This window comes from Nocardia sp. NPDC127579, from assembly GCF_042672005.1.
Classification (GTDB): Bacteria; Actinomycetota; Actinomycetes; order Mycobacteriales; family Mycobacteriaceae; genus Nocardia.
The window spans coordinates 330,826-349,301 of the sequence record NZ_JBHXVZ010000008.1; the positions used below are offsets into that span (position 1 = coordinate 330,826).

An 18,476-nucleotide genomic window follows, 5' to 3' on the forward strand; every position below is an offset into this window, starting at 1 on the left:
TTGTGGCGCCGCAGCCCGCAGCGTCGAGGGGGTCGACGATGACCCGATACAACCGCCACCTCTACGGCGAAAATGACCGCAACGCAGGCCATTACGCCCTGCATGCGATGGGCGGTCGGGCCTTCGATTCCTCTGCGCTGGTCGGAGAGACGCTGGGTTCGGCGGCGCCGGAGCGACGCGGGATCATCCTTGTTCTCGCGCTCGTCTTCGCCGCAGGCCTGTACGCCGGGGCGCTGCTGTTCAGCGGACGCCCCTCTCATACTCCCGAGATCGTGTACTGCCCTGTGCCCGGGTCGCCGCCCATTGCCGCGGTCCCGGCCGAATGCGGCAAGCCGGGGGTGACTCGGTGAAGCGTCCCGGGAAATGGAACCGAGCCGTCGCGCACGACATCCCGTCGATCATCGTCGACCACGGCGTGATGCGGGCAGAAGGTACGCGGCACCAAGCGGTCGATGTCGGCGATGGCAGGTGGGTATTCACCGGCCTGCCTGGGCGGCAGTTCACTCCCGAGCAGGCCGAAGCGGGCATGCGGCTGGCCATAGCCCCGGAGCGCCTCGAAGCAGCCGGCTGGGCGGATTCGCTGGGACTCACGGTTCGGGAGGCCACTGGCCTCCTTCGCCTGTCCCTTCCTGCCGACAGCGGGCCTACCGAGCTGTGCCAGGGCCGGGGGTTGGACCGATGACTCTCAGCCCCAATCCTCGCGATAGCTTTCCCGACCGCAGCGGTATCCGCCGCACCACGAACCGCATGTGGTTCGACGAACTGCCTCATACCGCCGACCGTAATGAACGCGGCTGGCAGGTGTCATGGCTGCCCGATCGTGACGACCTGACGCTCGAACAGGCCCACCAGGCGATGCAGATCGCAAAACTCTGCCACAGCCACCGGGTTCCGGCGATGGCGCGCCGCGACTGGCCCGCCATCCGCCGCCTGGCCCACGGGCTCGGCGTCAACGCCCGCGACGCGGTCGAAACGATTCGCGGCATCGAGCAGCACGAGCACGAACAGGCCGTCGCGACGCCGATCGAGCAGCACCCGAATGAGCTCAGCAATCGCGAACGACCCGGTGCTGTCTTCCATGTCGATCGCCCGGCACCGCCGATAGTGCGCACGCCAGGCCGAGTTCCGGGTCAGTGGCTGATGTCGGGTGCATTCCTGGATCGGGGGCTGTGATGACTCTGTCCGTCACCGACCTGTTCTGTGGGGCAGGCGGTTCCACTACCGGGCTCACTCAGGTGCCCGGCTACGAAGTCGTCGTCGCTTCCAACCTTTGGCAGCTGGCGCTGGACACCCACGGTGCCAACCATCCTGATGTCGACCACAAGCGCGCCGACATCCACACGGTTGACCCGCGGACCTTCCCGACGACCGACGTGCTGTGGGCATCCCCGGAGTGCACCAACCATTCGAAGGCCAAGGGCCGCAAGAAGTTCACAGACCAGCAGCCCGACCTGTTCGGAGAGATATTGCCGGACGAGGCGGCAGAGCGGTCGCGGGCGACGATGTGGGACGTCGTGCGGTTCACCGAGTTCCACGGCTACCAGGCCGTGCTCGTGGAGAACGTCGTCGACGTAGCCGACTGGGCCTGCTGGAGCGCATGGCTGCTGGCGATGCATTCCCTGGGCTACGAGCACCGGTGCGTGTTCGTGAACTCCATGCATGCCCAAGCCGGCGGGGATCCTGCGCCCCAGTCGCGCGACCGGATCTATGTCGTGTTCTGGCGCAAGGGAAATCGCGCCCCCGACCTCAACAGATGGATGCGCCCACGTGCCTACTGCGGCTCCTGCGAGGAGTGGGTCACCGCGCTACAGGGCTGGAAGAACCCGCGCAAGCAGATCGGAGTGTATCGAGCGCAGTATCAGTGGCGCTGCCCACGGGTGACCTGCCGCAACGCCATCGTCGAACCGGGTTGGCTGCCTGCCGCCAGCGCCATCGACTGGAGCCTTCCTGGGTACCGAATCGGAGACCGCAAACGACCGCTGGCGGCGAACACGATGGCGCGCATCGAGGCCGGAATCCGCAAGTTCTACGGCGAGCAGCCATGCGCGGTGCCACAGAACAATCGGGCCCACATCCCCGGGCTTCTGGTGCCCGCAGGCGGCACACGCCGCGACAAGGCCACCTCGCTGTTGACACCGATGCCGACCCGCACGACCACCGAGAACGACGGACTGCTCGTCCCGGTCGAAGGCCGCGACGGCAAGACTGCCCGGTCGCTCGCCGAGGTCATGCGGACTCAGACCGCGCGCAACGAGACCGGATTGCTCATGCCCTACTACACCCACGGTGGCAGCGCCCCGGCGAGTGCTCCGCATCGCACCCTCACCGCAGTTGACCGGTATGCGCTGGTCGTCCCGCTGCGTAATCACAACACCGCCAAACCGGTCATCGAACCGCTGGATACCTTCGCCGCAGCAGGTAATCACCACAGCTTGCTCACCGCGGCCAAAGTTCCGGCCGATGTGCGGGATTGGCTGTTCCGGATGCTCGAACCCCACGAGATCGCTGCTGGGATGGCTTTCCCTGACACCTACCGGATCCTGGGCAACAAGCGCGAGCGAGTGCGCCAGGCAGGCAATGCGGTGACCCCGCCAGCGGCCCGCGACCTCGGATACGCGGTCGCCGAATCGCTGGGGGTGACCGCGTGAACCGGAATCAGCACGGAGTCTCGTTCGATCGCGTCGTCGATGCTCTGCGACGGGTGACGCGCGAGGCAGTGAACCAGTCCGGCGAGTGGACCAAGTTCCACTGCCCGGTACCGACGCATGGTCAGGGCCGCGGTGACCGGAACCCCTCGCTCGGAGTGAAGTACGACCCGAACCGGGCGAAGACCATCGTCACCTGCTTCAGCCGCTGCGACCAGAACGACGTCCTCGACGTGGCAGGTCTGCGCGTCCGGGACTTGTTCGACCGGCTGCCCGACCGAGCCCAGAGCAACTACCGGTCCGCTCGCGCATACACGGCATCGCCATCGCGCCGGACGCCGCGCACCGGCGGGCCAGCGTCGATCGATCCGCTCGGGGAGGTGACCGGGCCTCGGCGCCGAGTCGCGACCTACACCTACACCACGGCGGCGGAAGAGCCTGTCGGCCAGGTGATTCGCTACGCGACCCAGCACGAGCACGGCATAGCCAAAGACTTCAGCCAGCGCCGCTGGGATCCCGAACAGCAGGGCTGGGTGCGGGGTGGGTTCGCGCCTGTTCTGTATCAGGCGCCGATCGTGGCCTGGGCTATCGCCGAAGGTCACCCGATCCTGGTATGCGAGGGCGAAAAGGACGTCGACCGCGCCATCGCGGCGGGATATCCCGCCACCTGCAATGCCGCGGGCGCGGGCAAGTTCCGCCCAGAGCATGCCGAACAACTGCGCGGCGCCGCGCACGTGGTGATCGTCGCCGATCGCGACCTGCCCGGCTTCCAGCACGCCGCCAAGGTGCACGACCTTCTGCAAGGCGTAGCCCGCCAGATCGACGTCATGCACACCGCCTCCGGCAAAGACCTGTCCGACCACCTCGACGCCGGCCATGGCATGAACGAGTTGCGGCTCATTCCGACCGATCAACTGGCCTTTGTCCGTCAAGAGCCCACACGAGGCACCACCGGAGGCCGACGGCCCGCCGAGCCGCCCCGTCCCAACCCAAGCGGCTGGGCTCGGCAGCGCGGTGTGGATTGGGGGTTGGACCGATGACAATCTCAGACCACCCGATGTGCTCCTGCGGTTGCGGCGGCTCGGGCAACTACAGCCGGGGAATGTGCCGGACCAGCTACGAACGTTTCCGGCGCCGCGAAATCGCCTATGGCCGTTGGCAACCCCGAGTTGCCGCTGATGACGCCCGCGCTCATATCGAGCGATTAAGGGCTGCGGGGATGTGCGCCGGTCAGCTCGCCGAGCTGGCGGGAGTCGCCGAAACAACGATCGTCAATGCCGCACAGCCGAATACGCAGCGAGTCACGGCCGAAGTCGAACGCGCAATCCTGGCCGTGCCGATTCCTGAACGGGTCGCCGATGTCGTCGCTGACAACGCTCTCGTTCCCGCCATCGGTGCACAGCGACGTATTCAAGCCCTGGTGACCAATGGGTACCCGATAGCCCACCTGGCTCGCGAATTGCAGATCTGGCCCGGCAGTTCAGTGATGAGCGCGCTGACCGGACGCCCGAACACTGCCAGTGGCGGCACCGGCGAATCAATCGGTGCCGCCAAAGAACGCGCTGTCAAAGCGCTGTTCGACCGATTGCAGATGGTTCCCGGGCCGTCGGATCGGGCGCGCGCGTTCGGCCGTCGCAACGGCTGGCCGCTCCCGTTCGAGTGGGACGAAGACAGCATCGACGATCCGGCCGCGCGCCCGGTGCGGTCTCGCTGGAGCGCGGCGTCGGCCCGGGCCGAGCGTCGCGAGCAGGTCCGAGAACTTTCCGCCAGTGGTGCGCCGGCTTGGCAGATCGCCGAGCAGCTCGGCATCACCGCGCGCTCTGTGGTTCGCCAGCGCAGCACGGTCGGAGCACCGCAACGGCCGGAACAGGATTGGGGGTTGGAGCGATGAACCGATCCAGACCGAAGCGATCGCGGTGGACCGATCGCGACGAGCAGGTGACTCTGTTCGCTGCCGAGCAGTGGGTACTGGATTTCGCCACGGTGAGCCTGCTGTGCGGGACCGGGCGCCGCCGGACCTACGAACTCATCGAACGTTGGCGTGAGGACTTCGCGGTGCTGCGCTCGGTGTCGATCTACCTCGAAAACGCCGAGCGGGAAACGACCGTGGTGTGGCCGCGGACGACGGTCGCCGCCGAACGGCTGGGCTATCCAGTATCGAGCTGGCGGCCGACAAGCAACAACCTGGCCCACAAGCTCACTGTTGCCAAGGTTCGTGCAGCGTTGTGCGGGCTGGAGCGCGGTATCTGGGTACCGGAGCGGAAGTTGTTGCGCGACGCCGCGATCGCGGCGGGGCATCGTCCCGGTGGGCTGCTCTCAGCCGATCGCGGCCGCGCTTTCACCTCTCCTGCGGTGGCAGTCGCTCGCGGGCACGTACACGACGGCCGGTACCGGTACCGCGGGCACTGGCTATCGGTGGAAGTCGAACTGACCCTGAAGCGGCCATCGCGGACGCGGTTGGCCGACAGCGTATTCGACGCCTACCAGCGTGCCCGTCAGTTCGGTGACGGACTGCTCTACATCTACGGCAATCAGCGCATAGGCAACGCCCTCGAACGCGTCGTGCAAACGGAACTCATCAATACCCGCCGCATTCCCGCCGAACCCGACATCCGACTTCGCTCACTGTCCCGAGTGCTCGACGTCCGATCCATCGACCTGCCGACCACCCCGATCCGAAAGGAGGACCACGCCCGATGACATCGTTCGAGAAGTTCCTCGCAGCCTGCAAACCTCTCATCACCGCAGACGACTGCAATCCCACACCCGTTCGCAAATGCACCCCGATAATCACGCCGCAGGATTGCGGACCCGTGCCGACGACGCCGATCGAGCAACCCTCCTCGGTCCCCGCGCCGTCGACAGTCCCAGCTGACCCGGTGCCGAGTGAGCCAACGCCGAAATGGCTGGAGTACATCGACAGCCACGACCCGGCGGCGACCAGCGCCGACTGGCTGCCACAGGTTGGTGCGTTCCTGGCCGATACGGGGACGGCGGCCGGGCTCACCGGCGCCACGTTCGCAGCATGCGCGTGGCAGATCCGTCGCAAGGAATACGAGCCGGCCCGTGTCCGCAACTACGCCGCCGGATCGCTGATCCTGCCCGCCACCACGATCGCGGCCAGCGGTTCACCGTGGACACCGCTGGAACTGCTCGTGCACGGAGGATCCCTGGTCGCCGACGGAGTTTGGCTTCCTGGTCTGCTGGAGTTCAGCGTCGCCGGGCTGCCGCTGTCGCTGCTGTGCGCGACCTGGTGGTGGGCACGGCGTTGCCACCTGCTGCACACCGTCGGCAAGAAGGATCTACCGCGCACCGAGCGCGCTCAGCGGCACCAGGTCGACGCCAAGTTCGCCGCAGCGCGGGAACTCGCCACCCGCGCCACCCCACTGACCACGGTCACAGGCCGCGGGCGCGGCAGACGGCATGTAGTCCTCGGTCGTCGTGCGGTGCAGGTGTCCCAACATCGCAAATCTTTTGCAGGCGAGCTGAGTTCGACCACCGACACACTGTTCACCGTGCCGCACAGCGCGGTCCGCAAGCACGTCGGCGTGCTGGGTGGGCCGGGCAGCGGCAAGACGACAGGAATGGGCCGGTTGAGCGTCGCCGCGCACATGGCCTCCCACGAGCGCTATCTCGCCGCTGCTGGAAAATCAGCTGCCACGCGAAAGGCCTTGGGAATCAAGCCGAAACGCGGCGTAGGGCTCTTCCTGTCCTGCAAGGGCGGCGTCGAGGACCTGGTCACCTACGCAGACCTCAAAGCCGCGCTGATGGCAGCCGGAGTGCATCCGTCGAAGATCGCGATGGTCCCGGCGGACAAGCTCAAGCTGTGGGGTTTGGCGGCGGCACCGATGCGCCACGTCATCGAAGACCTCGCCCCTACCGCGAAAGCCAGCGACTCAGCGCAGAAATTCTACGAGGAACTGCGCATCTCGCTGGTGCACCTGGTCGTCGACGCTCCCGACGCCGACAACGACAAAGGGCCTGGTGAGAACACCCCAGCGAACTCTGCGGAGTTCATGGCTCGCTTCGATCCGGCCTGGTTGTGGCATGCCTGGGGCGGACAGTTCAACGGCGACGGTCACTTCATCATGCCGCCGGACGCCGAGTTCCGCGCCGAGCTCACCGCGATCATCGCCGCCAACGACGGCAAGCAGCCGGTTCTGCCTGCCGAAACCGCACGATTCGGCAACCTGTTCCGGGAACTCGATGGTGTCTTCGACGGGCCGTTCGACCTGCTGGACAAGGACTTCTGGTTCATCACGGTGCCCGGCACCGCACAGAAGTCGGTCGCGATCTCCCAGGCCAAAGCGGTCATCAAGCTCGTCGAACAGGTCGCCGCGACCCCGCACGGGTGCGAGATCACCTTCACCATCGACGAGTTCTCCCGCGTCTCCGAAGGCGCGAGCCTCACCGACGCCTGCGAAGCGCTGCGCTCCCAAGGCGTGGCCTGCATCGTCGGCGCCCACTCATTCGAGTCCCTGGCGGGCACCGACCGTGAAGCGAAGCAGCTGATGAAGGCGTGGTCGGGCGGACTGCTGTGCTTCGGCATGGAAGGCCCCGACGAAATCGTGAACCTCTACGGCACCCGCCGCGCGCTGGAACCCTCACGTCACACCCTCAAAGACCGCCACGGTGACGAGGGCCAGGTCCGCATGCAGGACGCGCTGCTGGTCGACCCGAACCTGCTCCGGCGCCTGCAACCCGGCGACTGCGTCTACATCCACGCCGGCATCGCGACCTGGGGTCGCATCACACCCCTGAACCCCGACGACATCGCGCTGCGGCCCATGGAACCCATTCCCGGACAGAAGAACCCGCGTGGAGGGAGGTGGCTGCGCGCCGGTTCCGCCCTCATTCACGGCAAAGGAGCACCCGCATGAGCGATCGCGACTTCGGCCGCCCCGACAACTACGACGACAGCAACAACGACGACCAGGAGGACCATCCGATGACCAGCCCAGAACCTCTCACCCCTGATGACCAGCCCCGTCCCGACCGCGCCATCGAAGCGCCGAAACAGGACCGGATCGACGTAGATACCCCCAGCGCCGGACAGCTCTATGCCATGTTCCCTGACGCGATCCCGCGCAATACCCCGGAGCGGCGGAAGCGGCACCTTGCCGCAGTCCCGGATCCCAGTGATCTCGCCACCCTGCCTGAGCGCACAACCGAAGACGACGTCGACGACCAACTGCTCGACACTGCCTTGCGGCTGCGCGCGTGGCTGCTGTTCTGGTGGCGCCCGGTCGCCACCAGCGCGGTCGTCCTGGTCATCGCAGTCTGTGCGTTCGTCACCGTCGGCACCGCGATCGGTATCGCCTGGTGCGTCTATGGCACCGGTTGGAGCGCATACACCGTCTGGCAGACCCACGGACGACCGAGCCTGCGACAGGTCTACCTCACCAGACGAGCCAACCGCTGGTAGCCGCCAGCGAAATCCCATTTCTCCCAACGAAACCAAAGGAGACGATACCTATGTCCGAGACCAATGAGATCGACGAAATCAGCCGCGGTGCTTCCCGGATCAGTATTCAGATCGCCCATTTGATCGCCGCTTGGCGCACGACGAACCCCACGGCGGCACGAGTACCGCGCAACGTGCGCCGTGAGATCAACCAGGCGATCAAAGCCGACGCCGAGGAACAGCAGTTCGCCCACGCCCAGGAGCGAATGCGGATGGAACGCACGGTCATCGAGTACCGGTGGAAACTGGTGCAGGACCGCACCATTCGATCCTGGGACACCCAGGGCAGCTGGTTCGAGCGCCAGCGCGACCTGGCCGTCGAGCACGACCGGCTGCGCACCAGCATCTACAACACCGCTTACCTGACCGCGGCCGAACGCGGGCAGGTCAACCAGACGATCGACAGCATCCACCGCGACCCCGACGCCACGATCGGCAAAGTGTTCAGAGATGTCGGCGGGTTGACAGTGTTGCGCGCCAAACTGTCCGACGGCATCACCCGGCTGCGAGCCGGGCTGGCCAGTGCCACCGAGCAGCGGCGCCTACAGCAGTGGAATGACCTGCACACCGAGCGTGCCGCGCAGATCGAGCAGCGTCGAGAGCGGCCCGACTGGCTGTATCGCGGCGATGACTGGTCCGAGCCGATCCCCTACATGCCGGTCGACGAGCCGATTCTTGTGCACAGGCCAGGGACCCAGCATGCTCAGCATCGAACGGTGACACTGCGAGAGCTCACCCATCGGGTCAATCGCTATGCCGAACTGCGGTTCGGCCCCGACAGCGAACACGTGACGCCCGAGGACATCGACGCATACGACCGCGCTGCGAACGACTATCGCGATGTACTCATCGCCGACGCGCACTTCTTCGGTGCCGAGCAGGCCGAACTGATGGCCACTTCCCTGAAGAACATCGACCTTGCCTACGGTATCCGTCTCGGAGGCCAGGAACTTCTGCGTGAGCAGAACATCGAGTCCGGTCACTCTGGCGGACATGGCCAGGAGACGCCGACCGAACCGACCCTGGGCCGTAATCAGAGCGACCCCTCACACCTGCGGCCAGAACCGGTCATCACTCGCGAGACTGAGCGCTCCGCCAGCCGTCCACAGCCAGCCCCGAGCACGGAGAACCACAACCCCGTGGACGCGGCCACCGCGGTCGATCCGGGCTACGAAATCCTCGTCGGCACTACCGAATTCATCACGGAGCACCCCGAGCTGGTTGACCGAGGAATCGCTGCGACCTTGTCCGAAGGCTACCAGTGGGCGCTCAACCAGCTCGGTGACGACCGCAACGGCTGGCCCGTCGACGCCGAGGTCACGGTCGGTATCTACCGACCTGGCGACGACCAGCCCGTGTTCAGCGCGGTCGGCCCGCACGGCATGGTCACCGACGAAATCACCCAGTTCCGTGCCGAGCACAACCGCACTCCGCTGTCAGAGGTCGAACAGCTGCGAGCCGAACTGCGGGCCGCCCGTGCCGAGAACACCCAGCTCCGGACCGAGAACACCGAATTGGTCCGCAGGTTCGCAGACAACGACCTGAGCCCGACCAACCCGGCGGACGGCCCCGTGATGCCGGCTCCAGGGCCGAAGCTGGCGCAGCCGATCTTCCAGGGTGCAGTCCTCCCGCAGAGACCGACGCGGCCGACCTTCCAAGGTTCGGTACTCCCGCCGACGATGAACGGTGTCGATCGATGAGCCGAATCCGACAGCAGCCCAACGACGATCATCCCAGCCGCAAGCCCCACCGCCAGCAGCTTGCCTTGTTTCCTGTCGGGGACATCACCGATCCCCCTGGTGTCGTTGGTTCGCCGTCCGCCGCCGAGCAACGCGACGGGGCCTATCTGCCGAGCCAGACGAAAACCCTCCCAATGCCGGTCGACGAGCACCCGCAGATCGAGGGCTTGGATCGGTGAACCTCAGCCAGGCACGCGACAAGGTCGCCAAGCTCCGTGCCCACGCCGCCAGCGTCGACGGCACACCCGAAGCTGTCCTGTTCTACGCCAAGGCCAACGAACTCGCCCATCAGCACGGACTATCGATCACCCCGCCTACGCAATCCCAGTCTCGGCCACCGAAAACCGATCACCAGGCCGAATCCAAAGCCGCCACCACAAAGCCCGCCACCACGCCCCTGAGGAGGACTACGACCATGTCCAACACCGCCACCACAACCAAGCACCGCGCCGCCAGCGACGGCACATTGCACCACGCCTTCACCCCGCGCACCCGAGCCGCATTCACTCGCAACAGCGAACCTGGCAGCGAGATCACTGGATACATCGTCGCCATGGAGGAGGAGCCCGACCGCGACTTCTACACCAAAGCGCCGAAGCTCAACGAGGACGGCACCGAACGAATGGTTCCGATCCTGATTATCCAAACCGACGGCACCACCAAGCCCTATGGCCCGGGCCTTCGGAAGCTGTGGGTGCGCAGCGGCATCGCCGATGCACTGATCGGTGCTTGCCTCGATATCGGCACCCGCAAACCGGCGGTGGGCGGCAAAGTCCGCATCCGCTTCGAGGGGCTGGGCGAGCCCCCCGCCCGCAACTTCGCCGCACCGAAGCTTTACAGCGCAACCTACGAACCGCCTGTCGACGAGGAGGCGTGCTGATGACCGAACCGGCCGACCACGGAACCTCGGTGCCAACGCCCGACACCATCAAGTTTCGACTGACCGGCGAACGTGAAGACATCGCCGGGATGATCGCCGCTCTCGACCCCGTGCTCGACATCGTGCAGGACTGGCGAATCTACCCGCAGCGCACTGGCACCCGGGTCAGCGCTTACCTCGAAGCCCGCCGCCGGCTGGGCTTGGAACAGAGTAGAGGTGACGAATGATGGCGCGCACCCCCGAGGAACACGCGGCGATCGACCGCGCGAACGAGTTGCTTCGATCGCTGCGCAATGCGACAGCCGCAGCCAACAACCCGGAATTGGCCTACTACCCGGAACATCCCACCGACAAGGTGCTTCGAGAACTCGGCAACCGCGAAATGGACTGCGAGACCAACTACTTCGAACACCTGCAAGCGCACCGAGTGGTTTTGGGTAACCATCCAGATTTCCGTGCCGACTACGGGTTTCTGGACGAGCTCGACGCTGAGCGTATCGAGCTCGCTGACTGGCAGACCTGGACTGGCGACCCCGAGCAACCGATACGCCGCAGCGACCGCCACCTGGATCGCTGACCACAACAAAAGGAAGGACTCCCTAATGAGCAATTTCTACTCCACCGCGGCGGCGAAGGCAGGTGCGTGATGGCGAGCTTCGATTTCAACTTCGTCGCCGAGCGGCTGAACCTCACCTACCGGCCCGCACATAGCACTGCCTCCGGTGCTGCGGTGCATGCCTCGGTGCAGATCCGCGCCGGATCCGAGAGCGGCGAAGCGCGGCTGACGCTGTGGATCGAGGACGCGCACCGGCTTGCCGAGGACCTGTCCGATGTCCTTGCCGAGCACGCCGAGGCGCAGCGTCAGGGCCGGGGCGCGACCCGCGAGCGGGGTGAGCCGTGACCGGATCCGATTCCGGTGCGCACCTGGTGCACAGCAGCGATCCTGCTGTGCACCACCCCGCACCGAGCGGTGCACAGGGCGGTGCGCAGCGGCCCGTACGGGCATGGCCTGTGGTCGTGCTGGCGCTTCCGGCGTTCGTCGCGATCTGGTCCGGGTGGGTCGGGCTCGGGCAGCTGACCGGGTTCGGGCCTGTGCAACCGCTGCCGGGAATCTGGGACGACCTCACTATCAACACCGCGATCACCCTGCCGATCGGGATGGAGGCCTACGCCTCCTACGCCCTCTACGTGTGGCTGTCCGGCCGGATCCGCTCCGACAATATCCGCAGCTACTCGAAGTATTCCGCGCTCGGTGCCCTCCTGCTGGGTGCTGGCGGGCAGATTGCCTACCACCTCATGAAAGCCGCCGACGTCACCACCGCTCCGTGGCCGGCGACGGTGTTCGTGGCCTGCCTTCCCGTTGTGGTCCTCGGCATGGGTGCAGCGTTGGCGCACATGATCCTGCGTGAGCACCACGGTGCGCACCAGCCCGAACCGGTGGTGCAGATTCCCGAATCAGCGGTGCACACAGTCGAGCCAGTACGCACCGTCTCAGTGCGCGAGACCCGGACCGAAACCCTGTCGACGTCGGCGGAGGTGGCCGTCGCACCGGCGGCGGTTGCAGAGATTGAGTCCAGAGCACAGATCAAGAACGGGGCCAGTGCACCAGCCGATCAGTGGGCCGCGGTCGCTGCGCAGCTGTGCGGAGCGGACCCAGCCGGGCGCCGAGATCCGAACAAAGTTGCCGAGATTCTGCACCTGCGTCACGACGAGGGCTTGTCACACGCCCGCATCGCGGAACGGGTCCAGGTCAGCTCTTCGACAGTGACTCGGACACTGACCGCCGCACAGGAATACACGATGGAAGGAGGCCATTGACCAATGGCTGGTACTGATCTGGCCGAAAACGGCTGGTACACAACTGAAGAGGTCGCGGAACTATTGAAGGTCGATCCCTCGAGCCTCCGGCGCTGGCGCACCGCGAAACCGCCACAAGGGCCTCCATTCGTCCATGTTTCCGGTCGGGTGACGCGATACCTCGGTGCCGACGTACTCACGTACCTGCTGAGCAATCGCACCGATCCGGCCGCGGCAGCATGATGGACGTACCGCCTGTGGACGTGATTCCGCTCGGTGTGAAAATCCGGGCGGACATCGAGGAACGGGACCGCGCGAGGCCGTTCCGGGCGCGCGTCCGATGGACGGACCCGGAGACCAAGGCGCGGCCGTCGAAGTCCGCAGCGTTCGATACCCGCGACGAGGCGGAAGAGTGGGTAGCGCAGGTCCAGGGCGCCGCTGCACGAGGTGTCGACCCCAAGATGGCGACCGCGACCCTGGCCGACTACGGCAATGCTAGCTGGAAGACGGCCATGCGAGGTCTCGAGGAAAAGACGGTCGGAGACGCTTATCTGCCCGCATGGCGTCGACGAGTCGTTCCCGCGCTCGGGCACCTGCCGGTCACCATGGTGACCGCCGGCCTTGCCGACCGCGCAGTAATGAACTGGATCAGCAACGGGGTAAGTAAATCTGCGGTAAAGAACAGCTTGGCAGTACTCGCCCGAGTGCTGGACCAAGCTGTTCGCGATGAGGTGATCGAGCGTAACCGCGTCGAGGTCAATGGCTGGCAAAGCCAGTACGAGCGATACGAGGACGAACTCGACGACCCGAGATCGCTCGCACTTCCGGACTGGGCAGCGCTGACCGAACTCGCTGATGCGCTGGTTCTCGCTTCGGCCGGGCAGTACCGGGTTTGGGGAGACGTCGTCCTCTTCGAAGCCTGCACTGCTACTCGCATCGGTGAAGTCTCGGGCTGTCGCGTCGGTGATATTGATACCGAGCAATGGATCTGGAAGCTCCGACGCCAGACTGCGCCAGGTCCAGGAGGACTGAAAGACAAAGGGACGAAAGGCAAACGGGCGCGGAAGATTCCGATCATCGAGGAAGTCCGTCCCCTCGTCATGGACAGGATTCGCGCCGCGAACAACAATCCCGACGCCAGGCTATTCGTGGGCCCCCGTGGTGGCCGAATCCAGACCGGGGTACTGCGCAGGGCAACTCACTGGGAGAAGGTCGTCAGCCGGCTCGGCTACGAGCATCTCCGCCGCCACGATCTTCGGCATACAGGACTCACTTGGTTCGCCGATGCCGGGGTACCGCTGCATAGGTTGCAGCAGATCGCCGGGCATACCGATCCCAGAATCACCCAGCGGTACCTGCACCCCGACATCCAGGCCTTGCAGAACGACGGCGAGTTGCTGTCCCGGTTCCTGTCGATACCGAACGTCGGTCCGCAGGCTCCAGAGCTGCTGGCGAGCCTCAGTCAGGAGCGCGGGTCCCCAAATGGTCCCCATCTCCGGATTGTCAGATAGGCAAAATCCCCTCCGACCGCAGGTCGGAGGGGATTTTGCATGGTCGGGCTGACAGGATTTGAACCTGCGACCACCTGACCCCCAGTCAGGTGCGCTACCAAGCTGCGCCACAGCCCGTTGCTCCCGCTCGGCGGGTGCTTGAAGAGATTAGCGCACTACCCCCCGTTGGAACCAAATCGGCTGGTACGACAGGCCGGGGAGTCCTGGATTCGGGTGCTTGACCTGGCTCTGTCTCACGCGAAGGACGCGTGCATCTCCCAGATCAGGATTTCGGCTGGTTCGGTGGCGGTGATGCGGTGGCCGCCAACGGTTGTGGAGCGGACGGTGTCGCCGGTGGCGAGGGGGCCGAGGGATTCGAAGGTGACGGTGCCGCGGGCGAGGAAGAGGTGGTTGAAGGGGGCGGAGGGGAGGTGGATGGAGTGGCCGGGGTCCAGGCGGGCCACGTGCAGGGCGGCGTAGCGGTTGCCGAGGGTGATGGCGGTGGTGTCGCGATGGCGGCGCATGCCGGAGGCGACGGTCACCAGGGTGTTGCCGCCGAGTTCGGCGGCAACGTCCATCTCCTGGTAGCTGGGCGGGCGGCCGCTCTCGTCCGGTGGCACCCACATCTGTACTACGCGCAGCGGGCGGGTTTCCCGGTAGCCCGCACCGTTGCGCTCGGAGTGCAGGATGCCGGTGCCCGCGCTCATCCGCTGGGCGAGCCCGGGGCCGATGATTCCGGAGTGACCGGCCGAATCCTGGTGCACGACGGTGCCTTCCAGCACCCAGGTGATGATCTCGGTGTCGCGGTGCTGATGGGTGTCGAACCCGGCGCCGGGATCGACGGTGTCGTCGTTGTGCACCATCAGCAGGCCGTGCGCGTTGGCGGCCAGGTCGAAGTTGCCGGTGAACGGGAACGACTGCCGGGAGTCGAGCCATTCGTTGCGCCAACGGACCCGGTCGGCGGCGGGGATGAGGCGCAGGCCGTCGGTGGTCATTCGGTGTGCGGGATTCGAGTCGAGGGGATGACACCGAATCGGCCGGCCTGGAAGTCCTCGAACGCTTGGACCAGTTCGGCGCGCGTGTTCATGACGAACGGCCCGTACTGGGCGACCGGTTCGTGGATCGGCCTGCCGCCGAGCAGCAGCAGTTCCAGGTCGGGTTCGGCCGCGGGGGTGCTGGTGGCGGCGGTCGCGGTCAACGCCGCGCCCGGCCCGAACACCACCAGTTGTCCCTTGCGGACGGGCCGCCGCTCGACGCCGACGGTGCCCGCGCCCGCCATCACGTACGCGAGGGCGTTGAAGCCGGGATTCCACGGCACGCTCAGTTCGGCGCCGGGGCTCACGGTCGCGTGCACGAGCGTGATCGGGGTGAAGGTGCTGCCCGGTCCGGCGTGGCCGTCCAGTTCGCCCGCGATCACCCGCAGCAGCGCGCCACCGTCCGCGGAGGAAAGCAGTGCCGCCTGTCCGCCTCGAATGTCCTGGTAGTGCGGCGGATCGAATTTGTTGGCGCGTGGCAGGTTGACCCACAGTTGCATGCCGTGGAACAGCCCGCCCGAGGCGACGAGCGCCTCCGGCGGCTTCTCGATGTGCAGGATTCCGCTGCCCGCGGTCATCCACTGGGTGTCGCCGTCGCTGATGGTGCCGCCGCCACCGTGGGAGTCCTGGTGTTCGAAGACGCCGTCGAGCATGTAGGTGACGGTTTCGAAGCCGCGATGCGGATGCCATGGCGTGCCCTTCGGCTCGCCCGGCGCGTATTCGACCTCCCCCATCTGGTCCATGTGCAGGAACGGGTCGAGGTCGGCGGCGGCGACGCCGGCGAAGGCGCGGCGCACCGGGAATCCCTCGCCCTCGAACCCGGACGGCGCGGTGGTCACCGAGCGTACGCCGCGCTGACGGGCCAGCGCCGGGTCCGGCGCCGGCACGCGGGGCAGGGTCATGGTGTCGGCAGTGATGGCTGGCATGACGACCTCCGAGGTAGTTCAAATTTTGTCTATCATTTGAACACCGGAGTCGGGCACATTGTTCCCAGCACTGAAAACAGCGGTTACGGCGATATAGTCGAGTTCTGAACCGAATGAAGGGCACTGCATGTCGAGCACCTTGAACGAGCGGGAAGTGACAGCGTGGCGCGCCTACATCGACGCCAGCATCCGCCTCGAAACCCGCCTCGACGAGGGCCTGCGCGCCCAGTGCGACCTCACCCTGATCGACTACCACGTCCTGGTCCTGCTGCACGAGGCCCCGCACCATCGCCTGCGCATGAGCGACCTCGCCGACAAGATGGTCTTCTCCCGCAGCCGTGTCACCTACCAGGTGGATTCCATGCGCAAACGCGGCCTGGTCGCCCGCGAACCCGCCCCCGACGACGGCCGCGGCTCCCTGGCGGTGCTCACCGCCACCGGCCTGGAAACCTTCCTCGCCGCCATCCCCCGCCACGCCGCCACCGTCCGCGAACTCTTCCTGGACGACCTCAGCGAAGACGAACTGAACTGCGTCGCAAAGATATTCGCCCGATTGCGGGACAGCCTCCAGGAACCGCTCAGCACATGACCTGAATATCTCCATGGTGCCGAAGGTCGCGTAGCTCCACAGCGCGTATCCGGCAGCGGAGGTCATGCCTCCGAGGCGCCGAACGGATCGGTCTCGAATACCTCCGACAGTGCGCGACGTGGTGTTCGCTCCAATGGTGCCGCGGTGCGGGGCATGCGTCCCAGCCGCATCATGACGTGCGGGTAGGCGCAATCGTGCAGTACGGAGGTACGGATGCGGGAGCGCAGTTCGGGAATACCCAACGGTTCGGATTGCAGGCTGGTCGCCAGGCCCCGCCGAGTCGCCTCGAGCAGCATCGCGCTGGTCGCCTCCCCCGCCTTCAGTTGCGCCAGGAAGCCGTCGTGCGCGGTGCAGACCACCGCCCAGTGCGCCCGGTCCTCCTCGTCGGTGTATTCGGAGAGTTCCGCGGCGGCGAAATTGCGGAGCGGGATCTCGCCCGGCAGCCGCGAGGGTGGGATATTGCGAGCCGGAACGCCTTCCTCCCGGCCGTGGCAGCCACTCCATTCCTCGAGTTCGCGCAGGTACTCCGGATCCGCCGCGTGTCTGCGCGCAGCCGAGCGCATCGGCTCGGTCAGTGTGGGCAGCATGGTGTGGGGCACGTGGCGCGCGACGGCGCCGTATTCGGTCGCCAGGGCCGATATCGTGCGCAGATCGCCCGCCGAGGCGGTGTCCGGATACCGGCGCCGATCCGACCGGCGCGACAGCGCGGCCGCGGCGAGCTCGATGACGTGATCTGTCGGCGGTTGTCGGCGGAAGGTCATCGAGGCCAGGTGGTCGGGCCGGTCCGGGTCCGGCAGCCGGACGATCTCGGTGTGCCAGCCGAGGGTCGCGAAGGCCACCCGCAGATGATGCAGGGCCGCGCCGCAGCTGACCATCAGTGCCCGCCCGCAGGGATCGGTCGCGGCGATCTGCCGGGCGAAGTCGGCGAAGAACTCGAGTGATCGTTCCCGCAGCTGCCACCGCCACGGCTGAGTGTTGTGCACCGAGGGCGCGCGGATGGCGAATTCCAGGGCGTCGCGGCAGGTCGCCGCTTCCGGAATCGTGGACATCGTGGACCTCCCTCTCCGCCCGCGGCGTGTCGAGGACCTACCCGATGGCTGTGCCCAGTTTCCGCCCGGCAAAACCGAGACCTGAGTGGCTCGGGTATTCGGCTGATCCTCGTGCGGACGGCCGGCGGGAAGCACCGACCAGTGCGAAATCGTCGTCCTGGAGGAACTGGGCATTTCCGAACTACAGCAGGTCGACTAATTCCATTGCGGCCGAACGGGTTTGCTCCGGGTCCTCCGGTACGCCCAGAAGTCGCAGGATGGCATCGGGGATCAGGCGGTCCGCGTATTCGGCGGCGGCGCCCTCGTCGGAGCGGATATTGATCACGGATTCGACCAGCCGGAAGGGCAGCTGTTCGACGCCGGGGACAGCACTCGCGGCGGCGGCGAGCCGCTCGTAGTGCCGGCGCAGGGTGTCGCGCCGTTCCCGGAAGGCGGCGAAGCGCTCGCCGCGCAGTTCGGGAAGCAGGTAGAGCGCGCCCAGATTCCAGCGGGCGGCCCGCAGTTGACTCACGTCGAACCAGGCCAGGGCATAGAGCCGGACCGCGGCGGGGGCCGGGTCTTTCGCCAGCGCCTCGGCGAATTCGAGTGGCGCTGTGATGGTTTCGGCCAGCAGCAGATCGAGGATGTCGTCTTTGGACGAGAAGTGGTGATATAGCGAGGCCTGGCGGATGCCGACGGCGTCGGCAATGCCGCGAGTGGAGGTATTGCTGTAGCCGTTGATGGTGAACAGCTCGGCGGCCGCGTCGAGGATCTCGGCGCGGGGCGTCTGCCCGGCTCGGCGCCGGGGTTCCAGCCGGGGCCGACCGGGTCCGATGTGGGTCACTCCGTGACTCTATCGTCCCGGGCCGTACCGGCGGTTTCGC

The 18,476-nt window shown here is 66.4% G+C and carries 23 protein-coding genes, 1 tRNA gene and 1 pseudogene; 19 read left to right on the plus strand and 6 right to left on the minus strand.

All coding sequences use genetic code 11. The features are described 5' to 3' along the window. Positions 1–38 precede the first annotated feature (38 nt). Both ACFVMC_RS26610 and ACFVMC_RS26615 read left to right on the plus strand, forming a co-directional pair. Positions 39–350, plus strand: a complete 312-nt coding sequence (locus ACFVMC_RS26610) for a hypothetical protein (protein WP_379214616.1) — start codon at positions 39–41, stop codon at positions 348–350. Continuing rightward, positions 347–682 carry a hypothetical protein gene (locus ACFVMC_RS26615; RefSeq protein ID WP_379214618.1) on the plus strand — a complete coding sequence of 112 codons (336 nt, stop codon included), beginning with the start codon at positions 347–349 and terminating at the stop codon, positions 680–682. The genes ACFVMC_RS26610 and ACFVMC_RS26615 overlap by 4 nt, the downstream gene beginning before the upstream one ends. A gap of 122 nt (positions 683–804) precedes the next feature. On the opposite strand, the gene ACFVMC_RS26620 is transcribed toward ACFVMC_RS26615, so the two are convergent. Continuing rightward, positions 805–1,080, minus strand: a complete 276-nt coding sequence (locus ACFVMC_RS26620) for a hypothetical protein (RefSeq protein ID WP_379214620.1) — start codon at positions 1,078–1,080, stop codon at positions 805–807. A gap of 92 nt (positions 1,081–1,172) precedes the next feature. On the opposite strand from ACFVMC_RS26620, the gene ACFVMC_RS26625 reads away from it, so the two are divergent. From ACFVMC_RS26625 to ACFVMC_RS26700, 16 genes and pseudogenes are all read left to right on the plus strand, one after another. Continuing rightward, entirely contained in the window at positions 1,173–2,648 is a 1,476-nt protein-coding gene (locus ACFVMC_RS26625; RefSeq protein WP_379214738.1) for a DNA cytosine methyltransferase, read from the plus strand. A gap of 53 nt (positions 2,649–2,701) precedes the next feature. Next, complete coding sequence (locus tag ACFVMC_RS26630) at positions 2,702–3,685, plus strand: hypothetical protein (RefSeq protein ID WP_379214622.1); 984 nt, start codon at positions 2,702–2,704, stop codon at positions 3,683–3,685. Beyond that, a complete protein-coding gene (locus ACFVMC_RS26635; protein ID WP_379214624.1) occupies positions 3,682–4,536 on the plus strand; it encodes a hypothetical protein in 855 nt (284 codons plus the stop codon). Before ACFVMC_RS26630 ends, ACFVMC_RS26635 begins: the two co-directional genes overlap by 4 nt. Next, a complete protein-coding gene (locus tag ACFVMC_RS26640) occupies positions 4,533–5,345 on the plus strand; it encodes a hypothetical protein (RefSeq protein ID WP_379214626.1) in 813 nt (270 codons plus the stop codon). Before ACFVMC_RS26635 ends, ACFVMC_RS26640 begins: the two co-directional genes overlap by 4 nt. Before the next feature lie 179 nt (positions 5,346–5,524). After that, positions 5,525–7,525, plus strand: a complete 2,001-nt coding sequence (locus ACFVMC_RS26645; protein ID WP_379214628.1) for a hypothetical protein — start codon at positions 5,525–5,527, stop codon at positions 7,523–7,525. Continuing rightward, a complete protein-coding gene (locus tag ACFVMC_RS26650) occupies positions 7,522–8,070 on the plus strand; it encodes a hypothetical protein (RefSeq protein WP_379214629.1) in 549 nt (182 codons plus the stop codon). The genes ACFVMC_RS26645 and ACFVMC_RS26650 overlap by 4 nt, the downstream gene beginning before the upstream one ends. Before the next feature lie 50 nt (positions 8,071–8,120). Then, the gene (locus ACFVMC_RS26655) at positions 8,121–9,809 is read left to right on the plus strand and encodes a hypothetical protein (protein ID WP_379214631.1); all 1,689 of its coding nucleotides are present in this window, start codon (positions 8,121–8,123) and stop codon (positions 9,807–9,809) included. Beyond that, positions 9,806–10,027: a hypothetical protein gene (locus ACFVMC_RS26660; RefSeq protein WP_379214633.1), complete on the plus strand. Its 222-nt coding sequence runs from the start codon at positions 9,806–9,808 to the stop codon at positions 10,025–10,027. Before ACFVMC_RS26655 ends, ACFVMC_RS26660 begins: the two co-directional genes overlap by 4 nt. Beyond that, positions 10,024–10,140, plus strand: a pseudogene (locus ACFVMC_RS26665) (DUF2786 domain-containing protein); the annotation flags it as partial. The gene ACFVMC_RS26660 and the pseudogene ACFVMC_RS26665, both read left to right, overlap by 4 nt. Before the next feature lie 123 nt (positions 10,141–10,263). Beyond that, positions 10,264–10,728 carry a hypothetical protein gene (locus ACFVMC_RS26670; RefSeq protein ID WP_379214740.1) on the plus strand — a complete coding sequence of 155 codons (465 nt, stop codon included), beginning with the start codon at positions 10,264–10,266 and terminating at the stop codon, positions 10,726–10,728. After that, positions 10,728–10,955, plus strand: a complete 228-nt coding sequence (locus tag ACFVMC_RS26675; RefSeq protein WP_379214635.1) for a hypothetical protein — start codon at positions 10,728–10,730, stop codon at positions 10,953–10,955. Before ACFVMC_RS26670 ends, ACFVMC_RS26675 begins: the two co-directional genes overlap by 1 nt. Then, a complete protein-coding gene (locus ACFVMC_RS26680; protein WP_379214636.1) occupies positions 10,955–11,305 on the plus strand; it encodes a hypothetical protein in 351 nt (116 codons plus the stop codon). Before ACFVMC_RS26675 ends, ACFVMC_RS26680 begins: the two co-directional genes overlap by 1 nt. A 69-nt stretch (positions 11,306–11,374) precedes the next feature. Continuing rightward, positions 11,375–11,629: a hypothetical protein gene (locus tag ACFVMC_RS26685; RefSeq protein WP_379214638.1), complete on the plus strand. Its 255-nt coding sequence runs from the start codon at positions 11,375–11,377 to the stop codon at positions 11,627–11,629. Between the two features lie 110 nt (positions 11,630–11,739). Further along, positions 11,740–12,546: a hypothetical protein gene (locus ACFVMC_RS26690; protein WP_379214640.1), complete on the plus strand. Its 807-nt coding sequence runs from the start codon at positions 11,740–11,742 to the stop codon at positions 12,544–12,546. Positions 12,547–12,549: 3 nt separating this feature from the next. After that, positions 12,550–12,768 (plus strand): helix-turn-helix domain-containing protein, encoded by a 219-nt coding sequence (locus ACFVMC_RS26695; RefSeq protein ID WP_379214642.1) that lies wholly within the window; start codon positions 12,550–12,552, stop codon positions 12,766–12,768. Between the two features lie 14 nt (positions 12,769–12,782). Continuing rightward, entirely contained in the window at positions 12,783–14,036 is a 1,254-nt protein-coding gene (locus tag ACFVMC_RS26700) for a tyrosine-type recombinase/integrase (protein ID WP_379214644.1), read from the plus strand. 40 nt (positions 14,037–14,076) lie between these two features. On the opposite strand, the gene ACFVMC_RS26705 is transcribed toward ACFVMC_RS26700, so the two are convergent. The 3 genes from ACFVMC_RS26705 to ACFVMC_RS26715 form a co-directional block, all read right to left on the minus strand. After that, positions 14,077–14,153 (minus strand) — tRNA-Pro (locus ACFVMC_RS26705). Between the two features lie 116 nt (positions 14,154–14,269). Next, a complete protein-coding gene (locus ACFVMC_RS26710) occupies positions 14,270–15,010 on the minus strand; it encodes a pirin family protein (protein ID WP_379214645.1) in 741 nt (246 codons plus the stop codon). Further along, on the minus strand, positions 15,007–15,975 hold the full coding sequence (locus tag ACFVMC_RS26715; RefSeq protein WP_379214647.1) for a pirin family protein: 969 nt from the start codon (positions 15,973–15,975) through the stop codon (positions 15,007–15,009). The genes ACFVMC_RS26710 and ACFVMC_RS26715 overlap by 4 nt, the downstream gene beginning before the upstream one ends. Before the next feature lie 127 nt (positions 15,976–16,102). Between ACFVMC_RS26715 and ACFVMC_RS26720 the strand changes: the two genes are divergently transcribed. Beyond that, positions 16,103–16,564 (plus strand): MarR family winged helix-turn-helix transcriptional regulator, encoded by a 462-nt coding sequence (locus tag ACFVMC_RS26720; protein WP_379214649.1) that lies wholly within the window; start codon positions 16,103–16,105, stop codon positions 16,562–16,564. 62 nt (positions 16,565–16,626) lie between these two features. Here ACFVMC_RS26720 and ACFVMC_RS26725 read toward each other — a convergent pair whose 3' ends face one another. Then, on the minus strand, positions 16,627–17,613 hold the full coding sequence (locus ACFVMC_RS26725; protein WP_379214651.1) for an Acg family FMN-binding oxidoreductase: 987 nt from the start codon (positions 17,611–17,613) through the stop codon (positions 16,627–16,629). A gap of 181 nt (positions 17,614–17,794) precedes the next feature. Next, on the minus strand, positions 17,795–18,436 hold the full coding sequence (locus ACFVMC_RS26730; RefSeq protein WP_379214653.1) for a TetR/AcrR family transcriptional regulator: 642 nt from the start codon (positions 18,434–18,436) through the stop codon (positions 17,795–17,797). Positions 18,437–18,476 lie beyond the last annotated feature (40 nt).

Excerpts from the sequence above, each read along its gene's own strand:
- ACFVMC_RS26635 (WP_379214624.1), top strand. The coding sequence starts at position 3,682 with ATGACAATCTCAGACCACCCGATGTGCTCCTGCGGTTGCGGCGGCTCG.
- ACFVMC_RS26640 (WP_379214626.1), top strand. The coding sequence starts at position 4,533 with ATGAACCGATCCAGACCGAAGCGATCGCGGTGGACCGATCGCGACGAG.
- ACFVMC_RS26720 (WP_379214649.1), top strand. The coding sequence starts at position 16,103 with ATGTCGAGCACCTTGAACGAGCGGGAAGTGACAGCGTGGCGCGCCTAC.
- ACFVMC_RS26695 (WP_379214642.1), top strand. The coding sequence starts at position 12,550 with ATGGCTGGTACTGATCTGGCCGAAAACGGCTGGTACACAACTGAAGAG.
- ACFVMC_RS26625 (WP_379214738.1), top strand. The coding sequence starts at position 1,173 with ATGACTCTGTCCGTCACCGACCTGTTCTGTGGGGCAGGCGGTTCCACT.
- ACFVMC_RS26655 (WP_379214631.1), top strand. The coding sequence starts at position 8,121 with ATGTCCGAGACCAATGAGATCGACGAAATCAGCCGCGGTGCTTCCCGG.
- ACFVMC_RS26715 (WP_379214647.1), bottom strand. The coding sequence starts at position 15,975 with ATGCCAGCCATCACTGCCGACACCATGACCCTGCCCCGCGTGCCGGCG.
- ACFVMC_RS26710 (WP_379214645.1), bottom strand. The coding sequence starts at position 15,010 with ATGACCACCGACGGCCTGCGCCTCATCCCCGCCGCCGACCGGGTCCGT.
- ACFVMC_RS26660 (WP_379214633.1), top strand. The coding sequence starts at position 9,806 with ATGAGCCGAATCCGACAGCAGCCCAACGACGATCATCCCAGCCGCAAG.
- ACFVMC_RS26670 (WP_379214740.1), top strand. The coding sequence starts at position 10,264 with ATGTCCAACACCGCCACCACAACCAAGCACCGCGCCGCCAGCGACGGC.
- ACFVMC_RS26725 (WP_379214651.1), bottom strand. The coding sequence starts at position 17,613 with ATGTCCACGATTCCGGAAGCGGCGACCTGCCGCGACGCCCTGGAATTC.
- ACFVMC_RS26610 (WP_379214616.1), top strand. The coding sequence starts at position 39 with ATGACCCGATACAACCGCCACCTCTACGGCGAAAATGACCGCAACGCA.
- ACFVMC_RS26680 (WP_379214636.1), top strand. The coding sequence starts at position 10,955 with ATGGCGCGCACCCCCGAGGAACACGCGGCGATCGACCGCGCGAACGAG.
- ACFVMC_RS26620 (WP_379214620.1), bottom strand. The coding sequence starts at position 1,080 with ATGGAAGACAGCACCGGGTCGTTCGCGATTGCTGAGCTCATTCGGGTG.
- ACFVMC_RS26650 (WP_379214629.1), top strand. The coding sequence starts at position 7,522 with ATGAGCGATCGCGACTTCGGCCGCCCCGACAACTACGACGACAGCAAC.
- ACFVMC_RS26685 (WP_379214638.1), top strand. The coding sequence starts at position 11,375 with ATGGCGAGCTTCGATTTCAACTTCGTCGCCGAGCGGCTGAACCTCACC.
- ACFVMC_RS26675 (WP_379214635.1), top strand. The coding sequence starts at position 10,728 with ATGACCGAACCGGCCGACCACGGAACCTCGGTGCCAACGCCCGACACC.